25 protein-coding genes are annotated in these 23,803 nt (G+C 69.2%); 4 read left to right on the top strand and 21 right to left on the bottom strand.

The window, feature by feature from the left end; all coding sequences use genetic code 11:
- Positions 1-42: 42 nt before the first annotated feature.
- Together ACVCL9_RS09205 and ACVCL9_RS09210 are read left to right on the top strand one after the other, a co-directional pair.
- Entirely contained in the window at positions 43-1,062 is a 1,020-nt protein-coding gene (locus ACVCL9_RS09205) for a magnesium and cobalt transport protein CorA (RefSeq protein ID WP_395119785.1), read from the top strand.
- A 178-nt stretch (positions 1,063-1,240) separates the two neighbouring features.
- Positions 1,241-1,600 carry a hypothetical protein gene (locus ACVCL9_RS09210; RefSeq protein ID WP_395119786.1) on the top strand — a complete coding sequence of 120 codons (360 nt, stop codon included), beginning with the start codon at positions 1,241-1,243 and terminating at the stop codon, positions 1,598-1,600.
- Between the two features lie 205 nt (positions 1,601-1,805).
- Here ACVCL9_RS09210 and ACVCL9_RS09215 read toward each other — a convergent pair whose 3' ends face one another.
- From ACVCL9_RS09215 to ACVCL9_RS09265, 11 genes are all read right to left on the bottom strand, one after another.
- Entirely contained in the window at positions 1,806-2,105 is a 300-nt protein-coding gene (locus ACVCL9_RS09215) for an STAS domain-containing protein (RefSeq protein WP_395119787.1), read from the bottom strand.
- A gap of 9 nt (positions 2,106-2,114) precedes the next feature.
- Complete coding sequence (locus ACVCL9_RS09220; protein ID WP_395119788.1) at positions 2,115-3,293, bottom strand: methyl-accepting chemotaxis protein; 1,179 nt, start codon at positions 3,291-3,293, stop codon at positions 2,115-2,117.
- A gap of 15 nt (positions 3,294-3,308) precedes the next feature.
- A complete protein-coding gene (locus ACVCL9_RS09225) occupies positions 3,309-4,400 on the bottom strand; it encodes a protein-glutamate methylesterase/protein-glutamine glutaminase (RefSeq protein WP_395119789.1) in 1,092 nt (363 codons plus the stop codon).
- A 99-nt stretch (positions 4,401-4,499) separates the two neighbouring features.
- On the bottom strand, positions 4,500-5,150 hold the full coding sequence (gene cheD, locus ACVCL9_RS09230; RefSeq protein ID WP_395119790.1) for a chemoreceptor glutamine deamidase CheD: 651 nt from the start codon (positions 5,148-5,150) through the stop codon (positions 4,500-4,502).
- On the bottom strand, positions 5,150-6,022 hold the full coding sequence (locus ACVCL9_RS09235) for a CheR family methyltransferase (protein WP_447098349.1): 873 nt from the start codon (positions 6,020-6,022) through the stop codon (positions 5,150-5,152). The genes cheD and ACVCL9_RS09235 overlap by 1 nt, the downstream gene beginning before the upstream one ends.
- Positions 6,023-6,024: 2 nt before the next feature.
- The gene (locus tag ACVCL9_RS09240; protein WP_395119792.1) at positions 6,025-7,749 is read right to left on the bottom strand and encodes a methyl-accepting chemotaxis protein; all 1,725 of its coding nucleotides are present in this window, start codon (positions 7,747-7,749) and stop codon (positions 6,025-6,027) included.
- A 14-nt stretch (positions 7,750-7,763) separates the two neighbouring features.
- Complete coding sequence (locus ACVCL9_RS09245) at positions 7,764-8,270, bottom strand: chemotaxis protein CheW (RefSeq protein WP_136257424.1); 507 nt, start codon at positions 8,268-8,270, stop codon at positions 7,764-7,766.
- A 189-nt stretch (positions 8,271-8,459) separates the two neighbouring features.
- Positions 8,460-10,172 (bottom strand): methyl-accepting chemotaxis protein, encoded by a 1,713-nt coding sequence (locus ACVCL9_RS09250; protein WP_447098348.1) that lies wholly within the window; start codon positions 10,170-10,172, stop codon positions 8,460-8,462.
- A 148-nt stretch (positions 10,173-10,320) separates the two neighbouring features.
- Complete coding sequence (locus tag ACVCL9_RS09255; RefSeq protein ID WP_447098347.1) at positions 10,321-12,351, bottom strand: chemotaxis protein CheA; 2,031 nt, start codon at positions 12,349-12,351, stop codon at positions 10,321-10,323.
- A 10-nt stretch (positions 12,352-12,361) separates the two neighbouring features.
- Entirely contained in the window at positions 12,362-12,724 is a 363-nt protein-coding gene (locus ACVCL9_RS09260; protein ID WP_136257427.1) for a response regulator, read from the bottom strand.
- 14 nt (positions 12,725-12,738) lie between these two features.
- Positions 12,739-13,074 (bottom strand): STAS domain-containing protein, encoded by a 336-nt coding sequence (locus ACVCL9_RS09265; protein ID WP_447098346.1) that lies wholly within the window; start codon positions 13,072-13,074, stop codon positions 12,739-12,741.
- Between the two features lie 489 nt (positions 13,075-13,563).
- On the opposite strand from ACVCL9_RS09265, the gene fliK reads away from it, so the two are divergent.
- A complete protein-coding gene (gene fliK / locus ACVCL9_RS09270) occupies positions 13,564-14,709 on the top strand; it encodes a flagellar hook-length control protein FliK (protein WP_447098345.1) in 1,146 nt (381 codons plus the stop codon).
- Positions 14,706-14,957: an EscU/YscU/HrcU family type III secretion system export apparatus switch protein gene (locus tag ACVCL9_RS09275; protein WP_395119797.1), complete on the top strand. Its 252-nt coding sequence runs from the start codon at positions 14,706-14,708 to the stop codon at positions 14,955-14,957. The genes fliK and ACVCL9_RS09275 overlap by 4 nt, the downstream gene beginning before the upstream one ends.
- A 219-nt stretch (positions 14,958-15,176) precedes the next feature.
- Here ACVCL9_RS09275 and ACVCL9_RS09280 read toward each other — a convergent pair whose 3' ends face one another.
- Genes ACVCL9_RS09280 through flhF form a run of 10 tightly spaced genes read right to left on the bottom strand, consistent with a single transcriptional unit; the run spans position 15,177 to position 23,742 of the window.
- A complete protein-coding gene (locus ACVCL9_RS09280) occupies positions 15,177-15,530 on the bottom strand; it encodes a DUF2802 domain-containing protein (protein WP_447098344.1) in 354 nt (117 codons plus the stop codon).
- Entirely contained in the window at positions 15,520-15,996 is a 477-nt protein-coding gene (locus ACVCL9_RS09285; RefSeq protein WP_447098343.1) for a chemotaxis protein CheW, read from the bottom strand. The genes ACVCL9_RS09280 and ACVCL9_RS09285 overlap by 11 nt, the downstream gene beginning before the upstream one ends.
- Before the next feature lie 37 nt (positions 15,997-16,033).
- The gene (motD, locus tag ACVCL9_RS09290) at positions 16,034-17,050 is read right to left on the bottom strand and encodes a flagellar motor protein MotD (RefSeq protein WP_447098342.1); all 1,017 of its coding nucleotides are present in this window, start codon (positions 17,048-17,050) and stop codon (positions 16,034-16,036) included.
- Positions 17,047-17,787: a flagellar motor protein gene (locus ACVCL9_RS09295; RefSeq protein ID WP_395119801.1), complete on the bottom strand. Its 741-nt coding sequence runs from the start codon at positions 17,785-17,787 to the stop codon at positions 17,047-17,049. The genes motD and ACVCL9_RS09295 overlap by 4 nt, the downstream gene beginning before the upstream one ends.
- Before the next feature lie 4 nt (positions 17,788-17,791).
- A complete protein-coding gene (locus ACVCL9_RS09300; protein ID WP_447099437.1) occupies positions 17,792-19,654 on the bottom strand; it encodes a chemotaxis protein CheA in 1,863 nt (620 codons plus the stop codon).
- 13 nt (positions 19,655-19,667) lie between these two features.
- Positions 19,668-20,312 carry a protein phosphatase CheZ gene (locus ACVCL9_RS09305; protein ID WP_447098341.1) on the bottom strand — a complete coding sequence of 215 codons (645 nt, stop codon included), beginning with the start codon at positions 20,310-20,312 and terminating at the stop codon, positions 19,668-19,670.
- Positions 20,309-20,716 carry a chemotaxis response regulator CheY gene (gene cheY / locus ACVCL9_RS09310; RefSeq protein ID WP_395119803.1) on the bottom strand — a complete coding sequence of 136 codons (408 nt, stop codon included), beginning with the start codon at positions 20,714-20,716 and terminating at the stop codon, positions 20,309-20,311. Before cheY ends, ACVCL9_RS09305 begins: the two co-directional genes overlap by 4 nt.
- A gap of 58 nt (positions 20,717-20,774) precedes the next feature.
- Positions 20,775-21,503 carry an RNA polymerase sigma factor FliA gene (locus ACVCL9_RS09315; RefSeq protein WP_395119804.1) on the bottom strand — a complete coding sequence of 243 codons (729 nt, stop codon included), beginning with the start codon at positions 21,501-21,503 and terminating at the stop codon, positions 20,775-20,777.
- A complete protein-coding gene (locus ACVCL9_RS09320; protein ID WP_447098340.1) occupies positions 21,500-22,441 on the bottom strand; it encodes a MinD/ParA family protein in 942 nt (313 codons plus the stop codon). Before ACVCL9_RS09320 ends, ACVCL9_RS09315 begins: the two co-directional genes overlap by 4 nt.
- Positions 22,442-22,455: 14 nt before the next feature.
- Positions 22,456-23,742 (bottom strand): flagellar biosynthesis protein FlhF, encoded by a 1,287-nt coding sequence (gene flhF / locus ACVCL9_RS09325; protein ID WP_447098339.1) that lies wholly within the window; start codon positions 23,740-23,742, stop codon positions 22,456-22,458.
- Between the last annotated feature and the right edge of the window lie 61 nt (positions 23,743-23,803).

The following is a 23,803-nucleotide window of genomic DNA, read 5'->3' on the forward strand; positions in this document are numbered from 1 at the left end:
CGCGCGCGTTGCCCCGCCACGACGGGCACGGCATCATGGGGCATGCTCCCGACCTCGCCATCGCCTGCTGCACTTGCGCCCGTTGCCGAACCGATGGTGGTCAACTGCATCGCCTACCAACGCGACGGCACGCGCCTCGGCGAAATCAGCCTGGACGCCATCAGCGACGTGCTGGCAGCGCCGGACACCTTCGTCTGGGTCGGCCTGCACGAGCCGGACGAGCCGCTGCTGGAAAAACTGCAGGAGGAGTTCTGCCTGCATGACCTGGCAATCGAGGACGCGCACACCGCCCACCAGCGCACCAAGATCGAGACCTACGGCGACTCCCTGTTCCTGGTGGTGCAGACCGCGCAGCTGATCGAGGCCGAGCTGAAGTTCGGCGAGACGCAGATCTTCCTCGGCGCGCGCTACCTGGTCACTGTGCGCCACGGTGCCTCGCTGTCGTACGCCCCGGCGCGGCGTGCCTGCGAGAACGTGCCCGAGCTGCTCGCCAACGGACCCAGCTATGGTCTCTACGGCGTGCTCGACCTGATCGTCGACAACCTGCTGCCGATCGTGCGCGACTTCCGCGAAGAGCTGGGCCTGCTCGAGCAGGACATCTTCGCCGAGACCTTCAAGCGCAGCACGGTGCACCGGCTCTACGACATGCAGCGCGACCTGATGACGCTTCGTCTGGCCGTGGCCCCGCTGCAGGACATCACCAGCCAGCTGGTGCGGCTGCACCAGGGTCTGATCCCCGACGAGCTGCGGCCCTACTTCCGCGACGTCTACGACCACGTGTTCCGCGTCAACGAATCGATCAGCGCAATGCGCGAAATGCTCACCGCCGCGATCAACGTCAACCTCTCGCTGGTCACCTTCGGCCAGAACGAGGTGATGAAGAAACTCGCCGGCTGGGCCGCCATGCTGGCCGCGCCGACCCTGCTCACCAGCTGGTACGGCATGAACTTCCAGCACATGCCCGAGCTGGGTCAGCCGTGGGCATACCCGGCGATCATCGTGGTGATGGCCGGCGTGGTGGGCGGCATCTACGCGGCCCTGAAGCGCAACAAGTGGCTGTGACGCCCGTTCGACCCCGCTGACGACCTGATCCGCGCCCGCCCGCACTGCCGCGGCGCCCCCTGCCGGGCCCTGTCCCGCCGTCCCGCTCCGGCGGCGATGGGGCGCGGGGCTAAAGATTTTCCCGCGCCGGCCGAACACGGTAGTACTCACCACAAAACCCCAGGGGATGCATCGACCCATGAAAACTCTGCTCATGACCACCGCTTTGTTGCTGGCGCCGATGGCGGTCCACGCCGAGTGCACCGTCAAGGATTTCGCCATCACCGAGTTCACCCCGTCGGCCGCCAGCGGCCTGGCCGGCAAGCTGAGCCTGCGCGGCCAACTGGTGAACAGCTGCGCCACGCCGTCGGCGGCGCAGATCCGCATCGAGCTGAAGGACGACGCGGGCAACGTCCTGCAGTCCAAGCAGGCCTGGCCGGCCGGCACCTCCAACATCACCCCGGGCCAGTCGGTGTCGTTCGACCTCGGCCGCCTGTTCCATTACGAGCGCAACATCGCCAGCTTCACCGCCAGCGTGGTGAAGGTGCGCTCCTGGTAAACCTGCCGGTTTCCATCAACAGCAAAAAAGGCTCCCTCGGGAGCCTTTTTACTGTGTGAGTCCCGTAGGAACCGGCTCGCGGGCGATGCTCTCTTGTCCGGATTGGGGATCAGCGCGGGGACTCGCAAAGGCATCGCCCGCGAGCGGGCCCCTGCGGGAAATGCCGTGGGGGGACAGGGCTCTCTTGAAGCTGATCCCTTGCCCCTCAATGCAACACAAACAGCTTGTCGAAACCCGCCACGCGCAGGGTGCCGCGCAGTTCGGTGCCGGCGTTGACGATGCGGATGTCCGCGTGGTCCGCGCCGGCGTGTTCGCGCAGCAGCAACAGCATGCCCAGCGCGGAGCTGTCCATGTGGGTGACTTCGGCCAGATCGATCAGGTAGCTGCGTGCCACGCGGCCGGCGCCGAGGCAGGCGTCGTGGAACTCGCGGTGGATGCTGAAATCGAAGCGCTCGCCCAGTTGCAGGCTGAGGCAATCGCTTTCGCTGTCGTGGTGAACAATCATGGCCAATCCTCAGAAAAGTTCGATTTCGCCGGCGTCCATGCTGCTTTGCAGGGCCGGGCCGCGCGAGCGCAGGCGCGCCTTTTCGCGTTGTACCGCGAGGCGTGAACGCACGCGCCGTGCGCGCTCGTCCAGCGCCTCGGCGTCCATCGACGCGCAGGCCAGCTCTTCGATGTCGCGGGTGCAATCGGCGGTGATTTCCTGCAGTTCCACCAGCCGCGCGCGGGTCTGCGTGATCAGCTGGCTCAGGATGTCCTCGAACTGCAGCGAGCGGATCGTGGTGGAGACGTCGCTGCCCAGGCCGCGGTTGATCTCCACCACCTGGTCGGCCACCGCGCTGGTGCGCGCGTCGCTCTCGGTGACGTGGGCCATCATCGCGTCGATGCCGCCCTTGGCCGACAGCGCCACGTTGAGATCCTGCGAGGCCATCGTGCCGACCAGGCCGCGCAGTTGCTCCATCGCTGCGCGCGCCCGTTCGACGTGGCTGCCGATCTGTTCGTTGAACTGGTTGGAGTTGCTGGCCAGGTTGCGGATCTCCCCGGCCACCACGGCAAAGCCGCGGCCGGATTCGCCCGCGCGCGCCGCCTCGATCGCGGCGTTGAGCGCCAGCAGGTTGGTTTCCTCGGCGATCGTGTTGACGTTCTTCAGCAGGCCGAACACCGCATCCATCTCCTTGGCCATGCCGTCGATGCGGTAGACGATGCGCAGGCTCTCGCGCGACATCTGCACGATCATGCCGACGAAATGCTCCAGCAGGTCGCCGGTGCGGCTGGCGAAATCCTGGATCGACACGCCGCCGTCCTGCACCTCGATGATCTGCTTGAGCAGCGACTGCTGCAGCGCGGTCTTGTTGGAGAGGCCGTCGAAGCCGCCGCCGAGCTCGGAGACGGCATCGCGCAGCAGGCCCAGGCCCTGGTGCAGTTCGCGGCTGGCGTGGCCGAGTTCGTCGACCAGCGCGCCGCGCACGTCTTCCAGCGCCTCGCGCACCGGCCCGGCATGGATGGCCGGTACCGGTTCGGCGGCCGGTTCGGCGCGGTGGCAGGTCTCCACGATCCACACCACGGTCAGCAGCACCACCAGCAGCGGCGCCAGCCAGGCCGGATGCCACAGCAGCGACAGCCCAAGCGCCAGCGCGCTGGCGGCGACGCCGGCAAGCGGGCGTCCGGCAAGAAGGGAGGGCGTGAAAGTCATGATCGAATCCCCGGATCAGGCGCGCATGGCGCCGGCTAGCGGTTGGCGCGCCAGCGCCAGCAGGCGCGGCGCGATGTGGTCCAGCGGCAGCATTTCGCCGGCGGCACCGAGTTTCCAGGCAGCACCGGGCATGCCCCACACCACCGAACTGGCCTCGTCCTGCACCAGCGTGGCGGCACCGGCCTGGCGCAGTTCCAGCAGGCCGCGGGCGCCGTCGTCGCCCATGCCGGTCAGCAGCACGGCCAGCGTGGCCGCGCCCGCGCTGGCGGCCAGCGAACGGAACAGCACGTCCACGCTGGGCTTGTGCCGGTTCACCGGCGGGCCGTCGTGCAGGCGGCAGACGTATTTCGCGCCATCCCACATCGCCAGCAGGTGGTGGCTGCCGGGGGCGATGTAGGCATGGCCGGACTGGATCGGCTGGCCATCCTGCGCCTCGCACACGCGCATCGCCGAGCAGCGATCCATGCGCGCGGCGAACGGGCCGCTGAACGCAGCCGGGATGTGCTGGGTGACCAGGATCGGCGGCGCATCCGGCGGCATCGCCTCCAGCACCACGCGCACCGCCTCGGTGCCGCCGGTGGAGGCGCCGATGGCGATGATCGGACTGCCGCCGCGGCTGCCGGCGGTCTGTGCCCGCGGCAGCACGGCGTCGGCGGACAGGCGCGGCGCCACGTCCAGCTTGCGCACCGTGGTCCGCGCGCGCGGGCGGGTGCGCGCGGCGAGCTTCACCTTGTCGCAGATCTCCTGCGCGCATTCGCCGAAGCGGCTGGCCAGGTCGTGGTCGGGCTTGGCGAAGAAATCCACCGCGCCCATTTCCAGCGCGCGCAAGGTGACGTCGGCGCCTTCCACGGTCAGCGACGACACCATCACCACCGGCATCGGCCGCAGCCGCATCAGGTTTTCCAGGAAGGTGATGCCGTCCATGCGCGGCATCTCCACGTCAAGGGTCAGCACGTCGGGGTTGAGCTGCTTGATCTTCTCGCGGGCGATCAGCGGGTCGGCGGCAGCGCCGACCACCTCGATCTCCGGATCGCAGGCAAGCATCGTCGACATCAGCTTGCGCACCAATGCGGAATCGTCGATCACCAGAACGCGCACCCTTGTCATTGCCTGCTTCTCTGCCTTGTCTTGTCGAGGGTGGTGCGAAACGAGCCGCGAGCGCGGAGGCGGAAGCAGTGCGGCCACTTCCGGCCCCCGCCGCCGCCACTAGAACAGCTCCACCTCACCCTTTATCGGATCGTTTGCCAAACGCTTGAGGTAACCGCTCTCGCCGGCCACCAGCGCCACGTCGTCGCTGCGCCGGAGCAGGCGCACGCGGGCGCGGCCGCTGTGCGGGAAGAACTGCACCTGGCGCGGAAACACGTCGCCGAGATCCGACGCCACCAGCTCCAGGTTCTCCGCCGCGATGTAGCGGCGCACGAACTCGATGTTGCGCTGGCCCACGTCGCTCATGCGCGCCAGCACGCGGCCGCCGCCGAATACCTTCACGCGCAGGTCGGCGCGCTGGCCGCCGGCCTTGAGGATCGCGTTGATCAGCTGCTCCATCGCGTCCGAGCCGTAGCGCGCCGCGCGGCCCACGGTGGAGGACCAGTTGTCGCGCTCGCCGACCGGTTCGGGCAGCATGAAATGGTTCATGCCGCCGATGCCGCGGCGCACGTCGTGGATGCAGGCGGAGACGCACGAGCCCAGCACGGTGCTGAGCATTTCTTCCTGGTCGCTGACGTAGAACTCGCCGGGCAGCACCTTGACCGTCATGCAGCCCTGCGCCGGGTCCCAGAAGCGCCGCAGGTGCTCGAAGCCCGGCGGTGCCGCCGAAATCGCGGGCGCCTTGCGTCGATCGGCCAGCTGCACGTCCATCAACCGCGTTTCCGGTAGACCGTGCGGCCGATCAGTTCGAAATCCTCGCTGATGCCGTGCAGCGACTCGCTGTGGCCCAGGAACAGGTAGCCGCCGACCGGCAACAGTTCCGCGTAGCGACGGAACAGGCGCTGCTTGGTCGGCTGGTCGAAATAGATCACCACGTTGCGGCAGAAGATCGCGTCGAACGGGCCCTTCATCGGCCATTCGTGCAGCAGGTTCAACGGCTGGATCGTGACCAGCTCGCGCAGCGTCGGATGCACGCTGGCGAGGCCTTCGTACTCGCCCGAGCCGCGCAGCATCCAGCGGCGGCGATGGGCGTCGCTGATGCCGCCGAGGCGGTCCAGCGGATAGACGCCGCGGCGCGCGGTCTCCAGCGCCTGCGGCGAGAGGTCGGTGGCGAGGATCTTCGCGTCCACGCCGCTGGCGCCGTGCTGCTCGATCGCCTCGGCCAGCACTATCGCCAGCGCGTAGGGCTCCTCGCCGGTGGAGCAGCCCGCCGACCAGATGCGCAGCCGCTCGCCGCTGCGACGCTTGTCTTCCAGCCAGCGCGGCAGCAGCTCGGCAACCAGCAGGTCGTAGTGGTGCACCTCGCGGAAGAACGAGGTCACATTGGTGCTGATGACGCTGGCCAGTTCGCCCAGTTCGCTTTGCGGATCGCGCTGCAGCAGCTCGCAATAGCTGCTGAACTGCTGCAGGCCAAGCGCGCGCAGGCGACGGAACAGCCGCCCCTGCACCAGTTGCCGCTTGTGCTCGCCCAGCGAGATGCCGCAGTGGGTGTAGACGAACTTGCGCAGGAACTCGAACTCGCTGTCGCCCAGGCGCGGACCGCCGGCGAGCTCGGCGACGGGCATGTCGACCGTCGCGTTCATGCTCAGAACTCCTTCCACGCACCAGCCGCGGCGGCGTCCGCCTCGGCCATCGCGCGTGCCGGCTGCGCCTTGCGCACGGCGGCCAATACCGCGGCAGTCTCCACCGCGGCGGCGGCCGCGACCGGCGCCTTGGCCGGCGCCGCCTGGCCGCTGTCGGCGACCTGGAAGAACGCCACCTGGCGTGCCAGTTCGTCGGCCTGCTCGTGCATCGCGCGGGCAGCGGCCGAGGCTTCCTCGACCAGCGCGGCGTTCTGCTGGGTCATTTCGTCCATCTGCATCACGGCGTTGTTGACCTGGTCGATGCCGGCGGACTGCTCATGGCTGGCCGCGGCGATCTCGGCCACGATGTCGGTGACTTTCTTCACGCTGTCGACGATCTCGGCCAGCGCCTTGCCTGACTGGTTGACCAGCTCGGAACCGGTACGCACCTTTTCCTCGCTGTCGCTGATCAGGCCCTTGATCTCCTTCGCCGCGCCGGCGCTGCGCTGGGCCAGGCTGCGCACCTCGGTGGCCACCACGGCGAAGCCGCGGCCCTGCTCGCCGGCGCGCGCCGCTTCCACCGCCGCGTTGAGCGCCAGCAGGTTGGTCTGGAAGGCGATCTCCTGGATCAGCCCCACGATGTCGCCGATCTTGCGGCTGGAGGCGTCGATCTCGGTCATCGCCGCGATCGCCTTGCCGGCCACTTCACCGCCGCGCTCGGCCTGTTCGCGCGCACCGCGGGCGAGCTGGTTGGCGTGGCTGGCGTTCTCCGCATTCTGCTTCACGGTGGAAGTCATCTCCTCCATCGACGAAGCGGTTTCCTCCAGGCTGGAGGCCTGTTCCTGCGTGCGCTGGCTGAGGTCGTCGTTGCCGCGGGCGATCTGCTGCGCGGCCGTGCTCACCGCATCCGAGCCAAGCCGCACTTCGCCTACGATCTCGCTGAGGTGCTGGTCCATGTTGCGGAAGGCGAGCAGCAGGCGACCGAACTCGTCCTTGCGGTTCACGCGTATGTCATGGCCCAGTTTGCCCTCACCGATCTGGTCGGCGATCTTCACCGCATGGTGCAAGGCACCGGTGATCGAGCGGATCAGCCGCACCGCCACGAACAGCGCCAGCAGCAGGCCGGCGATCAGTGCCGCCAGCGTGGTGGTCTGCACGAAGCGGTAGCGCTTGACCTGCGACTGGTAGATGTCACGCACTTCGTCGCTCTGCGCGGTGACCAGCTTGTCCAGTGCGTCCTGGCGCATCATCAGCAACGGGCGCAGCTGCATGTCCATCATGTCGGCGGTGCCGGTGTCGCTGGAATTGAGGCCGTCGTAGATCTCCTTCAGCGCATCGCTGTAATCCCCCGTGGTGTCGTTGTAGTCCTTGTATTTCTTGGCGACCTCCGGGCTCAGATGAATGGCGGCCAGTTGCTTGTTGACCGCCGCGATATCCTTCTGGATCTGCTCGGACTCGGCGACCTTCTGTTTCACCTGGTTGGGCTTGTCGATCGCGCCGGCGGCCTCGCCCAGCACGATGAAATTCAGCAGCGACTTGGCGCGCAGCTGGCCCATCAGGCTGGCCGGCACCATCGCCTCCTCGTAACTCGTGCGCATGCCTTCGTTCTGCCAGGACATCACGCCCAGGCCGATCGCCGCACCGGCCACCAGCATCGCGCCGAGCAGAGCGAACACGCCGATCAGGCGCGCCTTGACGGTGAGGGTGGGCACCTTGGCGAAACGTGCCAGCACTTTCTTGATCTTCATGAGCATTCCCCGATTCAGGCGGCAACTTCGACTTCGCGGACATGCGGCAACGCCGCGTCCAGGGTTTCCACGTCTTCCGGACGCATCAGCTTGTCCACGTCCAGCAGCATCACCATGCGTTCGACATGGGTGGCCAGACCTTTCAGGTAGCGGGTGTCCACGACGGCGCCCATGTCGGGCACCGGCTTGATCGCGGACGGGTCGATGTCGACCACGTCGGAAACGGCATCCACCACGATGCCGAACAACCGCTCGGCGACCGCCACGATGATCACCACCGTGCTGTCGCCATAGCTCTCGCGCTCCAGGCCGAAGCGCAGGCGCAGGTCCATGATCGGCACGATCGCGCCGCGCAGGTTGAGCACGCCGAGCAGGTGGTCGGGCGTCTGCGGGATGCGCGTCACGCGCGACCAGCCGCGGATCTCGCGCACCGACAGGATGTCGACGCCGTACTCCTCGCCCGCCAGGTTGAACGTCAGCTGCTGCACCGTCGGTGCCGCGCCATCGGTGTTCTCGTGCATGAGCCTGCTACCTCGTGATGGGCGATTGCGGTCGCCGTGCCGCCATCACCTGTGTCGGCACGGCGACAGGAAACTTGAGCGGAAAGGGGACGCGGCCGCTGCTGCCGCGCCGTGCGGAAGACGGGCGCGGTCCCGCCATCGGGCGGCCGCTGGCAGGCAAGCGCCCGGGGAGGACCGCGAAACGGAGAATCAGAACTCGGTCCAGGCGCCGGCGGCCGCCGCGCGCCGCGGCGCCGGCTCGGCAGCACGAGCCACCGCCTTGCGCGGCAGCTCCACCACGCGTGCCGATTCCGGCGCCGCGACGGGCGCTTGCGCATCGGACGGTGCGCCGCCGAGCTGGAAGAACCTCATCTGCCGCTGCAGTTCCAGCGCCTGTTCCTGCATCGCCCGCGCGGCGGCGGCGGCCTCCTCGACCAGCGCCGCGTTCTGCTGGGTGACCTCGTCCATCTGCATCACGGCGCGGTTGACCTGGTCGATGCCGGCGGACTGCTCGTGGCTGGCCGCGGCGATCTCGGCAACGATGTCGGTGACTTTCTTGACGCTCTCCACGATGCCGGTCAGCGCCGCGCCGGACTGGTCGACCAGCGCGCTGCCGGCCTGCACCCGCTGCACGCTTTCGTTGATCAGCCCCTTGATCTCCTTCGCCGCCGCCGCGCTGCGCTGGGACAGGCTGCGCACCTCGCTGGCCACCACGGCGAAGCCGCGGCCCTGCTCGCCGGCACGCGCGGCTTCCACCGCGGCGTTGAGCGACAGCAGGTTGGTCTGGAACGCGATCTCGTCGATCAGCCCCACGATGTCGGCGATCTTGCGGCTGGAGGCATTGATCTCGTCCATCGCCGCCACCGCCTGCGCGGCCACCTCGCCGCCGCGCTCGGCCTGCTCGCGCGCGCCGCTGGCAAGCTGGTTGGCGTAGCTGGCGTTCTCGGCGTTCTGTTTCACGGTGGAGGTCATCTCCTCCATCGAGGCGGCGGTTTCCTCCAGGCTGGAGGCCTGCTCCTGCGTGCGCTGGCTGAGGTCGTCGTTGCCCTTGGCGATCTGCTGCGCTGCACTGCTCACCGCCTCCGAACCATGTTGCACTTCGCCCACGATGCCGGTCAGCCGGTCGCGCATGCGGGCCAATTCGGCCAGCAGGCTGCCGGCTGCAAACGTCTTGCCACCGTCGTCCTTGCCCAGGTCGCCGTTGGCGATGCGCGTGGCCATGGCCACCGCGAAACCCGGCTCGCCGCCGATGCTGCGACGGATGCTGCGCATCGACAGCCACACCAGCCCGATCACCAGCAATGCCAGCAATCCCGCCTTGCCCAGGTTCAGTGCGAGGGTCTGGCGGAACTGCGCATCGATGTCGTCGAAATAGGCGCCGGCGCCGAAGTGCATGCCCCACGGCTGATAGCGCTCGGAGTAGGTGACCTTGCCCACGATCTTCTTGCTGCTGGGCTTGAGCCAGTCGTAATAGGTCAGCCCGCCGCCGTCCTTCATGTCGATGGCGTGCATCGCCTGGAAGATCGGCTTGCCGTTCTGGTCGGTCATCTCGCGCACGCTGGTGCCAAGCTTGTCCAGCATCACCGGGTGCGAGGTCAACGTGTACTTGTCGTCGAATGCGAAGACGTAGCCGGCACCCTTGTTCCACTGCATGTCGTGGATCTGGGCGAGCGCGCGCTTCTGCGCCTCCGCCTCGCTGAACTCGCCCTTGCCCGCGCGCTCGTGGAACGCGGCAGCCACCGACACGGCCGACTCGATCTGGCTGCGCAACAGGCTCTGGAGCCCGTCCATCTGACCGGCGCGATTTTGCAGCGCATTCATCACGGTGAGGCCGAACAGCCCCAGCACGACCACCGACACGACCAGCACCAGCCGTGCGTTCAGGCTGAGCCGATCAAAGAAACCGCGTATTGCCGACAACATCTCGAACACCTCGAAGAGAAGGCCCGCCGGCCACCATGACCGCGCGGGGTGGCGCGCAGAGGCGCCGTAACACTCGCCGGCGAACGCATCCGGGTTCGTCGTCGCCATTCTTGAAGGACGCTTGCAGGCGCCGTCGCGGCATACACGTTCAGGCCGCCGCCTTGCCGCGCTGCCCCAACCGCACCACGCCACACACATCCACGATCAGCGCCACCGAACCATCACTGAGGATGGTGGCGCCCGAAATGCCCTGCACGCGCTGGTAATGCGCCTCCAGCGACTTCACCACCGCCTGTTGCTGGCCGAGCAGGTCGTCCACCAGCAGGCCCACGCGGCGACCCTCTTCCTCGACCACCACCACGATGCCGCGCTCGATCTCGGTGATCGCCGCGTTGCAGCCGAACGCGCGGTGCAGGCGCATGATCGGCAGGTACTCGTTGCGGAAATGGAATACCTCGCCGCCGCCGGCGATCTTGCGCACCATCTCCGGGCGCAGCCGCAGCGACTCGACGATGGAGATCAGCGGCACGATGTAGCGCTCCTCGCCCACCGCGGTGACCAGGCCGTCGATGATGGCCAGCGTGAGCGGCAGGGCGATGGTGAACACGCTGCCCTTGCCGCTCTGGCTGCGCACGCCGACGCTGCCGCCGAGGTCACGCACGTTGCGCCGCACGACATCCATGCCCACGCCGCGGCCGGACAGGTCGGTGGCCTGCGCGGCGGTGGAGAAGCCCGGCTGGAAGATCAGCTCGGCCACTTCGGCATCGTCCACTTCCTGGCCGGGGCGGATCAGGCCGCGCTGCTCGGCCTTGGCCACGATGGCGGCGCGGTTGAGGCCGGCGCCGTCGTCGCTGATCTGCACCACGATGTTGCCGCCTTCGTGGTAGGCGTCCAGCCGCAAGGTGCCGGTTTCGTTCTTGCCGGCGGCGCGGCGCTGCTCCGGCGATTCCAGGCCGTGGTCGATCGCATTGCGCACCAGATGCACCAGCGGATCGCCGATCTTTTCCAGCACCGTCTTGTCCAGCTCGGTGTGCTCGCCGTGCAGTTCCAGCTTCACCTGCTTGCCGAGCTTGCGCTCCAGGTCGCGCACCAGCCGCGGGAAGCGGTTGAACACCGAACCGATCGGCAGCATGCGGATGCGCATCACGCTCTCCTGCAGCTCGCGCGTGTTGCGCTCCAGCTGCAGCAGGCCCTCGCGCAGGCGTTCGAGCTGCGAGAGGTGGAAATGTTCGCCGATGTCGCTGAGCATCGACTGGGTGATCACCAGCTCGCCCATCATGTTGATCAGCGCATCGACCTTGTCGATGCCGACGCGGATCGAGCTGCCCTCGCTGCTTGCGGCCGCCGTTTCGCGGACCGGGCGCGGCGCGCTGGCGGGCGCGGGGCTGGCGGCGGGGGCGGCGGGGGCGGCGGGGGCGGCGACCGGTGGCGCGACGAGGGTCGGCGCGACCGCAACGGGCGCGGCGGCGATCGGCTCGATCGTCAGCTCGCAGTCGCCCTCGACCCAGTCGAACACCGCGGCCACGTCGGCGCGCGCCACGGCACCATGCAGGCGCAATTCCCAGCCCAGCCAGCACTGGCCCGGATCGAGTTCGGCCAGTTGCGTCGGCGCCGCGTCGACCACGAAGGCGCGGCACACGTCGAGCTGCCCCAGTTGCTGCAGTTCGCGGAACAGGCGCAGCGGATCGTTGCCGGTCTGCAACAGGTGCGGCAAGGCCACGAAGCGGATCGCCCAGCTGTCCACGCTCGCTGCCGCGGGGGTCGCCGCCGCCGGCGCGGGGGCCGCTTCGCCGCTGACCAGGCGCACCAGTTCGCCGCGCAGCGCCTCGCTGTCGGCGTCGGCCGCGGGCAGGCCGTGGCTGGTGTGGTCGAGCATCGCGCGCAGGCAATCCACCGAGCGCAGCAGCAGGTCGATCAGTTCGCCGTCCACGCCGCGACGTTCGCTGCGCACTTCCTCCAGCAACGATTCGGCCACGTGGGTAAACGCAGCCACCTCGGCAAAGCCGAAGGTGGCCGCGCCGCCCTTGATCGAGTGCGCGGCACGGAAGATGGTGTGCACCAGCTCATGGTCGGTCGAGCCCGAATCCAGCGCGAGCAACGCCGCTTCCATGGCGTCCAGCCCTTCCAGGCTTTCCTCGAAGAAGGTCTTGTGGAACTGGGTCAGGTCGACGGCGCCCATCGGTATTCCTTCAGCCGAGCACGCGCTTGACGGTGGCCAGCAGCTGTTCCGGGTCGAACGGCTTGACCAGCCAGCCGGTGGCGCCGGCGGCCTTGCCTTCCATTTTTTTCTCGGTGTGCGACTCGGTGGTCAGCATCAGGATCGGCACGCCCTTGTACGCATCCAGCGCGCGCAGCTGGCGCACCATCGCGATGCCATCCATCACCGGCATGTTGACGTCCGCCAGCACCAGCTCGAACGCGTTGCCGCGGGCGGCGTCCAGCGCCAGCTGGCCGTTCTCCGCTTCGGTCACCTCGTGGCCGGCGCCACGCAGGGTGAAGGCCACCATGCCCCGCATCGAGGCCGAATCGTCTACCGCGAGAATCTTTGCCATGCTGCCACCTCGTGTCAGGCCGACGTTGCCGTCGGCAGGTTCAATGACTGTTCCAGCCCGAGCAGGGCCGCGGCCTCGTGCAGGACCTCGTTGGTGCCGCGCCAGGCCAGCGCGCCGCCGTTGTGTTCCAGCTCGCGCCGGAACAGCACCAGCAACTGCAACGCCGCGGTGTCGACGCGCTCGAGCGCCTGCGCGTCGATCACGATGTCGCCGTGTTGCAGCACCTGCCGCAGTTGTTCCTTCAGCGCCATCTGCACGGCCAGCCGGCAGTCCGCCGGCAGGCAGACCACCGCGGCCCCGTCGGCCGCCGCCGATGGCTGCTTGTTCTTAGCTGCCCGCTTGCCGCCCATTTCGATGACTCCGTTCGCGCCGTTGTGCGCCGACGCCTGCTCTATCGGCCGCCGGGCGGTTCGCTTTAGCGCGCGTCGCTCCTGCAGGACCTCGCTTGCAAGGAATGCTTTCGGCCGGGAACGGGAAATGGGGAACCTGATTAGCGTCGAAGTTCAGTTGAGAATCCTCCGTTCACCCTGAGCGTAGGCGCGCAGCGCCGAAGTCGAAGGGGCGTCGCAGCGGGTGCTTCGACTTCGCTTGCTGACGCAAGCTACGCTCAGCACGAACGGCTTTCGCAGACTGAGCTTCAGCACCAATCAGGATGGGAAAGGGGGAATGGGCAATCGCAGAAGGAAGAGCATCGCCTGCGAGCGGGCTCCTGCAAGGGCAGCGTGGGGTCGGCGGTTGCCTTTTTTCGCGCCAACCTCGCGCTCAAGTATTCCCGCAAGCGGCCGATGACCTTCGCGACCGCCGCCTTTCCCATCCGCGCCAGGCGCAGGAACTTACGCTTGAACATCCCACCGATCAGCCTCGCCGCGCTTACCTGGGCTGGTGCCGCCTCCGGCACCACCGCCCAGAGCTGGCGCATCGGCACGGTGCTGGCGGCGCGCCCGCTGGGCGTGAACCCGCAAGGCCTGCTGGTGTTGCAGATCGGCGCGCTCACGGTGGAGGCGGACGTGTCGCACAGCCAGCTGCCGGCACAGTTCCAGGTGCGTGTGCTGAGCCTGGGCGGGCAGCCGCAACTGGAGGTGCTCAGCCAGGCGGCCGACCCCACTTTCCAGCGCATGCTGCGCGAACGCCTGCCGCAGCAGAACGGCTACACGCCGCTGCTTTCCACCCTCTCCGCGCTGGCCCAGCGGCCGGCGCTGCGCCAATTGCCGGCCGACGTGCGCACCGCGCTGGCGGTGCTGGAGCAGGCGCTGCGCACGCCGGCGGAAATCACCCGCGGCGACGGCCTGCGCGAGGCGATCCGGCGCAGCGGCCTGTTCTTCGAATCACGACTGCTGCAACCGCGCCCCGGCCAGCCGATGCCGCCCGCCGACGACTGGAAAGGCGCCTTGCTGCGCCTGGCCAGCCTGCTCGACCGGCGTGCGCCGGCACCGCCGCCATCGGATCGCGGCGACGCCGCGCCACCCTTGCTGCAGCGCGCACTGCAGTCGCAGCCGCGCCTGCCGCTGCCGTTGCCGGCGCTGACCGGCGATGACGACGTGGCCCAGTTGCTGCGCCGCCTGCACGGCGACGTGAAGGCCGCGCTGGCACGCATCGAAGTGGCGCAGCTCGATGCCAGCGCCCATCCCGCCTCGGCCTGGATCATCGAGGTGCCGCTGCTGGGCAAGGGCGGCCACGACGTGCTGCAGATCAAGCTGGAGTTCGGCACCGACGGCGCCGAGGGCAGCAAGGGCTGGACACTGGGTTTCGCGCTGGACCTGCCCCCGCTGGGCCCGGTGCAGGGCGAGCTGCAATTGAACGAGCCGCGGCTGTCGGTGCGGCTGTGGGCCGAGCGCATCGAGACTGCGCAGAAACTGGAGCGCCAGTTCACCCCGCTGCGCCAGCGCCTGGCTGCCTGCGGCGTGCTGCTCGACCAGCTGAGCTGCCAGGTGGGCATACCGCACCCGCCAGGCAGCAGCGCCCTGCTGCTGAAGGCCACCGCATGAACGATCAGCCGCCACCGAAGCGGGTCAGCCTGCGCCTGGCCGGTGCCAGCGAGGAAACCGCGCCGATGTCGCCGCAGTCGCTGGAACTGCTGCTGGCGCGCGCCCGCGAGATGGGCGTGCCGCTGCACCACGACGCGCAGATCGCCGCCCTGCTCGCCACGCTGCGCCTGCGCGACGACATCCCCGTGCAGCTCTACGCCGCCGCCGCCTCGGTGCTGGCCACGATCTACGACGCGGCGGAAGAGTAGCCGCGTCGCCGGTCGCATGGCGGGCGGTGCCCGCCCTACGCGCGATGCTCTTCTTTGCGTGACGAAAGGTATCGCGCACGACCGAAGGAAGTCCCTTGTGGACAGGGTGCGCTCCTACAGAAACGAGGCGGATCGTAGGGCGGGCAATGCCCGCCATCGTCATATCGCGGAACGGTCGGTCGGCGGGCGGTGCCCGCCCTGCGATGTGTTCGGGCGGTGTCAGGAACCGGCCGGATGCATCTGCATTACCAGCCGCGCCTCGTCGCGCGAGAGGCCGCAGCGGCTCACCAGCTGGTCGAGGTCGGCGCCTTCGCGGGCCAGTTGCTGGGCCAGCTCGTAGGACTGGCGGGTGGGCGGCGGTTGCTGCTCGGCGTGGCGGATCTGCCGTTCGACCCGGCCAAGCGCGGCAACCAGCATCGAGGTCGGCACGTCGGTGACGCCGTGGGCGGTGTCATGCACGACCTGTTCGACGCGTTGCTGCAGCTGCAACGAGTGTTGCCACAGCCGGTACAGCACGGCGCACTGGACCAGCGCCAGCACCAGCAGCACCCCCATCCCGATCTCAAGCCACATGGCCCGCTTCTCCCCCCAGTCGACACAACCGACATACATCAAGCAGGGCCACGAATCCACCCTGCCATGACAGTACACCGGTGACCGGATCGTCGCGGCGGCTGGCGCGGCCCGGCGGCGGGGGTTCGATCTCGATGCCGTCGCTGTGCAGCAGCTCGCCGACCGCGCCCACGCGCAGGCCGACCAGGTGTTCGGCGTGGGCCAGCATCACGATGCGAACACTGGCCGGGTCGAGCGGCACATTCGCCACGCCCATGCGGCGCTGGCCATCGAGCACCGGCACGATGCGTCCGCGCAGGTGGCGCACGCCGAGCACGTCGGCGGCGGCGCCGGGCACGGGGGTGATGTCGCCGTCGCGGATCACCTCGTTCACCGCCGCCAGCGGCGCGGCATAGAGCTGCGTGCCGATGCGGAACGACAGCCAGTGCCCGGCGGCAGCGGCGGGTGCGCAGGCGGGCGCGTTCATGGGCAGGGTCCGGCAAGGTTGAACAGAGGCATGGCGCTCACCGATCCGGGCTCAGGTTGCGCGCGACCGGATGCGGCGCATCGGCCGGCACGGCGGGTGCGACCGCGGCAGGCAGCGGGTCGGCGGGATGGACGGCGATCACCGCGGGCACGACCGGCAGCAGGCCTGCCCCGCTGGCCGCAGCGGGTGCAGGCGCGGGTGCGGCAGCATTCGCGACAGGCGCCGCGGCCGGGCCGGCCAGCTCGCTCCATCGCTGCGCATCGAGCTGCTCGCGCGGCTCGCCCGTGCGCTCGTTCATCACCACCACCAGCACGCGACGGTTCTGGTTGCGGCCTTCGGCGGTGTCGTTGGTGGCCAGCGGACGCACCTCGCCCCAGCCGATGATGCCCAGCCGGTCGGGTGCCACGCCCGTCATCGCGAACAAGCGCGCCACGCTGGCCGCGCGCGCGGCGGAGAGCTCCCAGTTGGACGGATATTGCGCGGTGCTGATCGGCACGTTGTCGGTGAAGCCTTCCACGCGCAATGCGTTGGGGAAGCGGGCCAGGATGCCGGCCAGGTTCTCCAGCACGGCGTTGGCCGAGGTGGAAAGCTGTGCCACGCCGCTGGGGAACAGGATGTCGGTGCGGATCTCGATCTCCAGCCAGTTCGGCGTGTGGCGCACCACCACCAGCTTGCGGTCGATCAGCGGCTGCAGCGCCTTGCGTACCTGGTTCTCGATGTCGTGCATGCTTTGCGCGCCGCCGCGTCCCGGCGCCGGCGGGCGCAGCAGCGGCAACGGCAGCGTCACCGGGTTGCTGCGGTTGACGGAATGGCGGATCGGCACGGCCGCGGCCGGCTGGCGCTGGCCTTCCGACGCGGGCGGCGGCGCGATCACCTGGCTGTTGCCGTTGAAGGCCTGCAGCAGCGATTCGGACATCACGCGGAACTTGCCCTCGTTGACCACCGACACCGCGTACATCACCACGAAGAAGGCCAGCAGCAGGGTCATCAGATCGGCATAGGGGATCGCCCACGCCTCGTGGTTCTGGTGCTCTTCGTGGCGATGCCGCCTCACGCGACGTAACCCTGCAGGCGCGCTTCGATCTGGCGCGGGTTGTCGCCCTGGGCGATCGAGACCAGGCCTTCGACCAGGATCTCGCGCATCTGCGACTGCTTGCCCACCAGGCTCTTCAGCCTTGCGGCCATCGGCAGCATGAACAGGTTGGCCAGCGCCACGCCGTAGATCGTCGCCACGAAGGCCGCGGCGATGCCGTGGCCGAGCTTGCTCGGATCGGCCAGGTTCTGCATCACCGCCATCAGGCCCATCACCGCGCCGATGATGCCCAGCGTGGGCGAGTAGATGCCGGCGTTCTCGTAGACCTTGGCGCCGGCCAGGTCGATCGCCTCGCGCGTGTCCATGTCCACTTCCAGCACGCTGCGGATGGTGTCCGGCTCGCCGCCGTCGACCAGCAGTTGCAGGCCCTTGCTGACGAACGGGTCGCTCTCGGACTCGATCTGCGGCTCCAGCCCGAGCAGGCCCTGGCGGCGCGAGATTTCGCTCCAGCCCACGATGCGGCTGATCAGGTCGCGCGGCTCGTGCCGCGGCGGACGGTAGATCAGTTTCATCATCTTGAGCGCGTGTTTCATCACCGCGCCCTGGTTCTGCACCAGCAGCGCGGCCAGCGTGCCGAAGAACACGATCACGAACGCGGCCGGGTTCCACAGCGCTTCCACGGTGGAGCCCTTGAGCACGGTGCCCATCACGATCACCACGAAGCCCAGGATGGTGCCGATGATGCTGATTCTGTCCATGCGGTCAGACTTCCTTCTGCAGCGAGGCGGAACAGCTGTCGGCCGCGGCGACCAGGCCCGCCAGGTCCATCACCAGCGCCAGCCGTCCGTCGCCGGTGACGGTGGCGCCGGCGATGCCCGAGGCGTCGGCGAACAGCGGGCCGAGCGGCTTGACGATGACGTCCTCGCGCCCGCGCACCTCGTGCACCAGGCAGCCGAGGCGCTGGTGGCCGATGTGCAGCACCACCACGTGGCGGCCGGCACCGGCATCGGTGCCCACCCAGCGCGCGAGATCGGTCAGCGGCAGCGCGCGGCCGCGGTGCTCGGCGACCAGGCGGCCGTCCAGCTCGCGATCCTGGCCGTCGGCCAGTTCGAACACTTCCTGCACGTTGCCCAGCGGCAGCGCCAGCAGGCGGCCGGCCACGCGCACCATCAGCACGCGCAGCACGGCGAGGGTCAGCGGCACGGTCAGTTCCAGCTCGCTGCCGTGGCCCAGCCGCGACTGCACGCGCAAGGTGCCGCCCAGCTCGGCCACGCGGGTCTTGACCACGTCCATGCCGACGCCGCGGCCGGAGATGTCCGACACTGCCGCGGCGGTGCTGAAGCCGGGGCGGAAGATCAGTTCATAGCACTCGGCGTCGCTCAGGCGGGCGGCCTGGGCATTGTCCAGCAGGCCCTTCTCGACCGCCTTGCGGCGCAGGATGTCCGGGTCCATGCCGTGGCCGTCGTCGCTGACCGCGATCACGATGCGCTCGCCGCGCTGACTGGCGGAAAGCACGATGCGGCCCTTGCGCGGCTTGCCGTTGCGCTCGCGTTCGTCCGGCATTTCCACGCCGTGGTCCAGTGCGTTGCGCAGCAGGTGGATCAGCGGGTCGGCCAGCGCTTCGACCAGGCTGCGGTCGAGGTCGGTGCCCTCGCCTTCCAGCACCAGTTCGACCTCCTTGCCGAGCTGGCGCGCGAGGTCGCGCACGATCCGCGGGAAGCGCTGGAACAGGCGTCCGACCGGCTGCATGCGCATGCCCATCGCCGCGCCCTGCAGCGCGTCGGTGACGCGATCGAGTTCGCCGGCGGTGGTGGCCAGCGATTCGTCGCCGAGGCGCGCGGCCAGGCTGAGCAGGCGGTTGCGCAGCAGCACCAGTTCGCCGGCGTGGTTGACCAGCAGGTCGAGTCGCACGGTGTCCACCCGCACCGAGTGATCCGCCGCCGCGGCCGGACGCGCCGGGGCGGCGTTCGCCGACGGCGCGGTCGTTGCGGGCGACGGTGCAGGTGAAGGTGAAGGTGCGGCAGGCTGGCCCGGCTTGCCGTGCAGGCTGTCGAGCAGGGCCTCGAACTCGTCGTCGTCGATGCCGGCCGGCGACGCGGCGGGAAGCGGGGCCGGCGCGACGGTGCCGGGGGCGGCGGTGCCGTACAGGGTGTCCAGCAGCGCCTCGAATTCGTTGTCGTCGATGGCGCCGGCTTCGGCAGGCGCCGCGGCCGGCGGCGGCGCGGCCACCGGTGCCGGCGCCGCGGCGTGCGGCGTGAGCGCCTGCAGCAGGGCCGGCGGCGGCATCGCCATCGCGCCGCCGTCGCTCACCGCGGCCATCATGTCGTTGAGCAGGTCCAGCGCCTGCAGCAGGCCGTCCATGTGGGCGGCGTCCAGCGCGACCTTGCCGTTGCGCGCCTCGTTGAGCAGATCCTCGGCGTGGTGGCACAGCACCACCATCGGCTCCAGCGCGAGGAAACCGGCGCCGCCCTTGACGGTGTGGAACGCGCGAAACACGGCGTTGAGCAGCTCGCTGTCGCGCGGCGACGTCTCCAGCGCCACCAGTTGCTCGCCGAGCCGCTGCAGCAACTCCCCGGCCTCGACCAGGAAATCCTGGCGCAGCTCGAGGTCGAATGCCGTGTCCATCGAGGCCATGTCCTCAGAATCCGAATTCGCTGAGCAGGCGGTCGGCCTCCTCCTGGCTGGAGACCTTGGCCGTGCTGGCCGGCAGGTCGCTGCCTGCCAGCGCGCCGGTCAGGCGCACCAGTTCCAGCAGGGTCGACTCGACCGAGCCGATGAAGTTGTCGACCTTCTTGATGCGTTGCCCGGTGAGGTCCTGCCACGACTGCGCCACCACCAGTTCGGCCAGCCCTTCGCGGCAGCCCTCGGCGAACATCACCGATTCGCGCGCGAGCACCGCGGAGGGCTCGTTGTCCTGCGACCACTTGAGCATTTCGGCGGCGTTGATGGTCAGCGCCTCGGCCTGCGGACGCATGCGCTCGGCGAAGTCGATGGTGCGGTGCGCGGCGTTGGCGCTCATCTCCAGCGCGTCCTGCAGGTACTGGCGCGCGTCGGCGACGTTGCCGGGGAAACCGTCCTGCGCCAGGTCGGTGCCCAGCCGGCGCACGGCGTCGTGCAGGTCGCGCGCGAGCTGGCCCAGCGCGCGGAACATGTGCTGCTCGCGCTGGCGCACGATGGCGTCCAGCGCCTGCTCGAACTCGGCGCCGTTCGGGCTGTTCAGCAGTTCGCGCAGTTCGGTCGGCAGGTCCTTGTCCATCGCCAGGGCGGGAGCGGCGGCGTTCATGCGGCCACCCCGCCGGCGGCGATGCGCTCGAAGATCTTGGTGAGTTTTTCCTTCAGCGTGACCGCGGTGAACGGCTTGACGATGTAGCCGTTCACGCCGGCCTGGGCGGCGGCGATGATCTGGTCGCGGTTGTTCTCGGCGGTGACCATCAGCACCGGCAGGCCCTTCAGCGACGCTTCCGCGCGGATCGCCTTGAGCAGGTCGATGCCGGTCATGTTGGGCATGTTCCAGTCGGTGACCACCAGGTCGAACGGCTGGCTGCGCAGCATCGCGATCGCGTTCTCGCCGTCGTCGGCCTCCTGGATCAGCGGGTTGCTGAAACCCAGCTCCACCAGCAGGTTCCTGACGATGCGCCGCATGGTGGAGAAGTCGTCCACCACCAGGATTTTCATGTTCTTGTCCAACGCTTCTCTCCACATGGGCCGTCAGGCGGCCCCTTGGTTTTGGTCCGTCCGGCCGCGGTCAGCCGCGCCAGCCGGAAAGTCGTGCGCGCAACCGGAGCACCGCCTGCCCGTGGATCTGGCACACGCGGGACTCGCTCACGCCGAGCACCGCGCCGATCTCCTTCAGGTTCAACTCCTGTTCGTAGTACAGCGACATCACCAGCTGCTCGCGTTCGGGCAGGCCGCTGATCGCCTCGGCCAGGTCCTCGCGCATGCCCTCGCGCTCGATGTTCTCCGACGGCCCGAGGCTGCCCTCGTCGGCCACGTCCATCACGCCGCCCTCGTCGCCGTCGTCCGACCCGGTGAGGCTGAGCAGCCGCACGCAGGCGGCATCGGCCAGCACCTGGTGGTATTCCTCGGCGCTGATGCCCAGCCGCCGCATCACCTCCTTCTCGTCCGCCTCCGCACCCGTCTCGACCTCGATCTGGCGGATCACCTCCGCCACCTCGCGGGTCTTGCGATGGACCGAGCGCGGCGCCCAGTCGGTGCGTCGCAGCTCGTCCAGCATCGCGCCACGGATGCGGATGCCCGCATACGTTTCGAAGCTCGCCCCGCGGTTCTGGGCGAAATTGCGCGACGCTTCCAGCAAACCGATCATTCCCGACTGGATCAGGTCGCCCACGTCCACGCTGGCCGGCAACCGCCCCATCAGGTGATAGGCGATCCGCCGCACCAACGGTGCATGCCGGCGTACCAGTTCGTCGGCACTTTCGCGGGAAACCTGCAGATACTCCGAAGCCACACTCATCTCGGCACCCCATCAGCCGTTGCGTTCCGGCCGCCAAAGAAGGCAATCCGGTCGAACACTGCGCGGTCCGTCTCCGCCCACTTATCGACCAGTTCCGCCAATTTCTTGAATGCCAGCGCCGAATGGCTCGACGGCCACACGTCGACGACGGCACATTGCCTGCGGATGGCCTGGCGCAGACGCTCGTCGTGCGGCACCCATCCACTGAAATCGATCACCACGTCCAGGAAGCGGTCGCTGACCCGCGCCAGCTTCTGGTGCAGCGCGCGCGCATCGCCCTCGTTGCGCACCATGTTGGCCACCATGCGGATGCGCCGCACGCCGAAATCGCGGCTGAGCACCTTGGTCAGGCCGTAGGCGTCGGTCAGCGAGGCGGGCTCGTCGCACACCACCAGGATCACGTCCGAGGCGGCGGCGGCAAACATGGTCACGTTGTCGGACAGGCCGGCAGCGGTGTCCACCAGCAGAAATTCGGGCGGGCGCGCCAGTTCGTCGAACGCGCGGATGATCGCCGCGTGCTCGCCGTTGTCGAGCTGCGCCAGCCGGCGCGCACCGGAGCCGGCCGGCACCACCTGCAGGCCGCGCGCGGCGGGCAGCAGCAGTTCCTCCAGCGTGCACTCGCCGTCGAGCAGGTGGCCGATGTGGCGCGAGGGGGTGAGCCCGAGCATCACGTCGACGTTGGCCAGGCCCATGTCGGCGTCCAGCAGCATCACCTCGCGGCCGGCGATGGACAGTGCCATCGCCAGGTTCACCGCGACCGTGCTCTTGCCCACGCCACCCTTGCCGCCGGCCACCGCGATGGTGCGGCACGGCGGGCGTGCGGGCGCGCCGTTGCCGAACAGGGTGCTGGCCTGGTGACCCGGCGGCAGCGCGGCCGGCGGGGTCGCCGGGCCGGCGGCCATGCCCAGTGTCTGTTGCAGCCCGAAGGCCTGGTCCATTGCAGGTACTCCGCTCATGCGCTGGCTACCGCCAGTCCGAACCGGTCGGCCATCAGGCTATCGTCGGGAATGCCGGTCTTCAGCGATTGCGCCGCGCGGCACACCAGCACGCGCGCGTCGGCCACGCTGATGTCTTCCGGCACGCGCTGGCCGTCGGTGGTGTAGTCCAGTGCCAGCCGGCGCCGGATCAGCACCGACAGCGCGCCGCCCAGGTTGGGCGCTTCGTCGAGCTTGGTCAGGATGCAGGCCTGCGGCTGCAGCGGCAGGTAGGCGCGCACGGCGTCGTCCAGCGACTGTGCATGCGTGTTCGCCGCCAGCACCAGGGTGGCGCGCAGTTCATTGGCCTGGGCCAGGGTGTCCAGCTGCTGGTTGAGCCGGGGATCGTGGCTGGCCACGCCGGCGGTGTCGATCAGCACGGTGTGGCGATCGCGCAGGAGTTCCAGCACCTTGCGCAGGCTGTCGCCGTCGTAGGCCGGGTAGACGCGCACGCCGAGCAGGCGGCCGTAGTGTTCCAGCTGCGCGGCCGCGCCGATGCGGTAGTGGTCGGTGCTGACCAGGGCGACCTGGTCGGCGCCGTGGCGCATCACCGCGCGGGCGGCGAGCTTGGCGATGGTGGTGGTCTTGCCCACGCCGGTGGGACCGACCAGGGCGGTGACCATCGGCGCATCGTCGGCCAGCGCGCGGCCGCTCACCGCCAGGCGGCGGCTGAGCATGCCCAGCGGCAGGTAGCGCGCCTGCTCGGCATTGATCTGCTCGGGCAGGTCGTCGACCAGCAAACGCGCCACGTCGGGCTCGATGCCGATGCGGGTCATCTCGCGCAGCACCCGCGCGCGCAGCGGCTGGCGCCGCTCCAGGTCGTTCCAGGCGAGGCTGGACAACTGCACTTCCAGCATCTCGCGCATGCTGCCCAGCTCGTTGCGCAGGCGCGCCGTGTCCTGCGCGGCACGTTCCATCAGCGGCGCGGCCGCGGCACGCGCGGCGACCGGCGCGGCAGGCGTCGGCTCGACGCGCGGACGACGCGGCGGCGGCGGTGCCACCGCGGCACGAGGCGCGGGCGCCTCCGCGACCGGCGGCTGGCTGTTCGCCGCCGGCAACGGTGGTGGCGGTTCGGCCGGCGCACGCGCGGCACCCTGGCGCGAAGCCTCGCGCATCAGCGCTTCGTCGTAATCCAGCGCCGCGATGATCTCGATGCCCTCGGCAATCCGCCGCGTCGACAGGATCACCGCCTCGTCGCCCTGCTCCTCGCGCACCTCGCGCATCGCCTGGCGCATGTCGGGGGCTACGTAACGTTTGATTTTCATGGGTGCTCGCTTCGCTCGCGGGAATAGGGAATGGGGAATAGGGAATCGGCAGAAGCAGCCG

The organism is Rhodanobacter sp. UC4438_H5, assembly GCF_052978405.1.

What these genes read in the sequence shown, in the direction of transcription:
- ACVCL9_RS09205 (WP_395119785.1), top strand. Translation starts at nt 43, where the DNA reads ATGCTCCCGACCTCGCCATCGCCTGCTGCACTTGCGCCCGTTGCCGAA.
- ACVCL9_RS09210 (WP_395119786.1), top strand. Translation starts at nt 1,241, where the DNA reads ATGAAAACTCTGCTCATGACCACCGCTTTGTTGCTGGCGCCGATGGCG.
- ACVCL9_RS09215 (WP_395119787.1), bottom strand. Translation starts at nt 2,105, where the DNA reads ATGATTGTTCACCACGACAGCGAAAGCGATTGCCTCAGCCTGCAACTG.
- ACVCL9_RS09220 (WP_395119788.1), bottom strand. Translation starts at nt 3,293, where the DNA reads ATGACTTTCACGCCCTCCCTTCTTGCCGGACGCCCGCTTGCCGGCGTC.
- ACVCL9_RS09225 (WP_395119789.1), bottom strand. Translation starts at nt 4,400, where the DNA reads ATGACAAGGGTGCGCGTTCTGGTGATCGACGATTCCGCATTGGTGCGC.
- cheD (WP_395119790.1), bottom strand. Translation starts at nt 5,150, where the DNA reads ATGGACGTGCAGCTGGCCGATCGACGCAAGGCGCCCGCGATTTCGGCG.
- ACVCL9_RS09235 (WP_447098349.1), bottom strand. Translation starts at nt 6,022, where the DNA reads ATGAACGCGACGGTCGACATGCCCGTCGCCGAGCTCGCCGGCGGTCCG.
- ACVCL9_RS09240 (WP_395119792.1), bottom strand. Translation starts at nt 7,749, where the DNA reads ATGAAGATCAAGAAAGTGCTGGCACGTTTCGCCAAGGTGCCCACCCTC.
- ACVCL9_RS09245 (WP_136257424.1), bottom strand. Translation starts at nt 8,270, where the DNA reads ATGCACGAGAACACCGATGGCGCGGCACCGACGGTGCAGCAGCTGACG.
- ACVCL9_RS09250 (WP_447098348.1), bottom strand. Translation starts at nt 10,172, where the DNA reads ATGTTGTCGGCAATACGCGGTTTCTTTGATCGGCTCAGCCTGAACGCA.
- ACVCL9_RS09255 (WP_447098347.1), bottom strand. Translation starts at nt 12,351, where the DNA reads ATGGGCGCCGTCGACCTGACCCAGTTCCACAAGACCTTCTTCGAGGAA.
- ACVCL9_RS09260 (WP_136257427.1), bottom strand. Translation starts at nt 12,724, where the DNA reads ATGGCAAAGATTCTCGCGGTAGACGATTCGGCCTCGATGCGGGGCATG.
- ACVCL9_RS09265 (WP_447098346.1), bottom strand. Translation starts at nt 13,074, where the DNA reads ATGGGCGGCAAGCGGGCAGCTAAGAACAAGCAGCCATCGGCGGCGGCC.
- ACVCL9_RS09275 (WP_395119797.1), top strand. Translation starts at nt 14,706, where the DNA reads ATGAACGATCAGCCGCCACCGAAGCGGGTCAGCCTGCGCCTGGCCGGT.
- ACVCL9_RS09280 (WP_447098344.1), bottom strand. Translation starts at nt 15,530, where the DNA reads ATGTGGCTTGAGATCGGGATGGGGGTGCTGCTGGTGCTGGCGCTGGTC.
- ACVCL9_RS09285 (WP_447098343.1), bottom strand. Translation starts at nt 15,996, where the DNA reads ATGAACGCGCCCGCCTGCGCACCCGCCGCTGCCGCCGGGCACTGGCTG.
- ACVCL9_RS09295 (WP_395119801.1), bottom strand. Translation starts at nt 17,787, where the DNA reads ATGGACAGAATCAGCATCATCGGCACCATCCTGGGCTTCGTGGTGATC.
- ACVCL9_RS09300 (WP_447099437.1), bottom strand. Translation starts at nt 19,654, where the DNA reads ATGGACACGGCATTCGACCTCGAGCTGCGCCAGGATTTCCTGGTCGAG.
- ACVCL9_RS09305 (WP_447098341.1), bottom strand. Translation starts at nt 20,312, where the DNA reads ATGAACGCCGCCGCTCCCGCCCTGGCGATGGACAAGGACCTGCCGACC.
- ACVCL9_RS09315 (WP_395119804.1), bottom strand. Translation starts at nt 21,503, where the DNA reads ATGAGTGTGGCTTCGGAGTATCTGCAGGTTTCCCGCGAAAGTGCCGAC.
- ACVCL9_RS09320 (WP_447098340.1), bottom strand. Translation starts at nt 22,441, where the DNA reads ATGGACCAGGCCTTCGGGCTGCAACAGACACTGGGCATGGCCGCCGGC.
- flhF (WP_447098339.1), bottom strand. Translation starts at nt 23,742, where the DNA reads ATGAAAATCAAACGTTACGTAGCCCCCGACATGCGCCAGGCGATGCGC.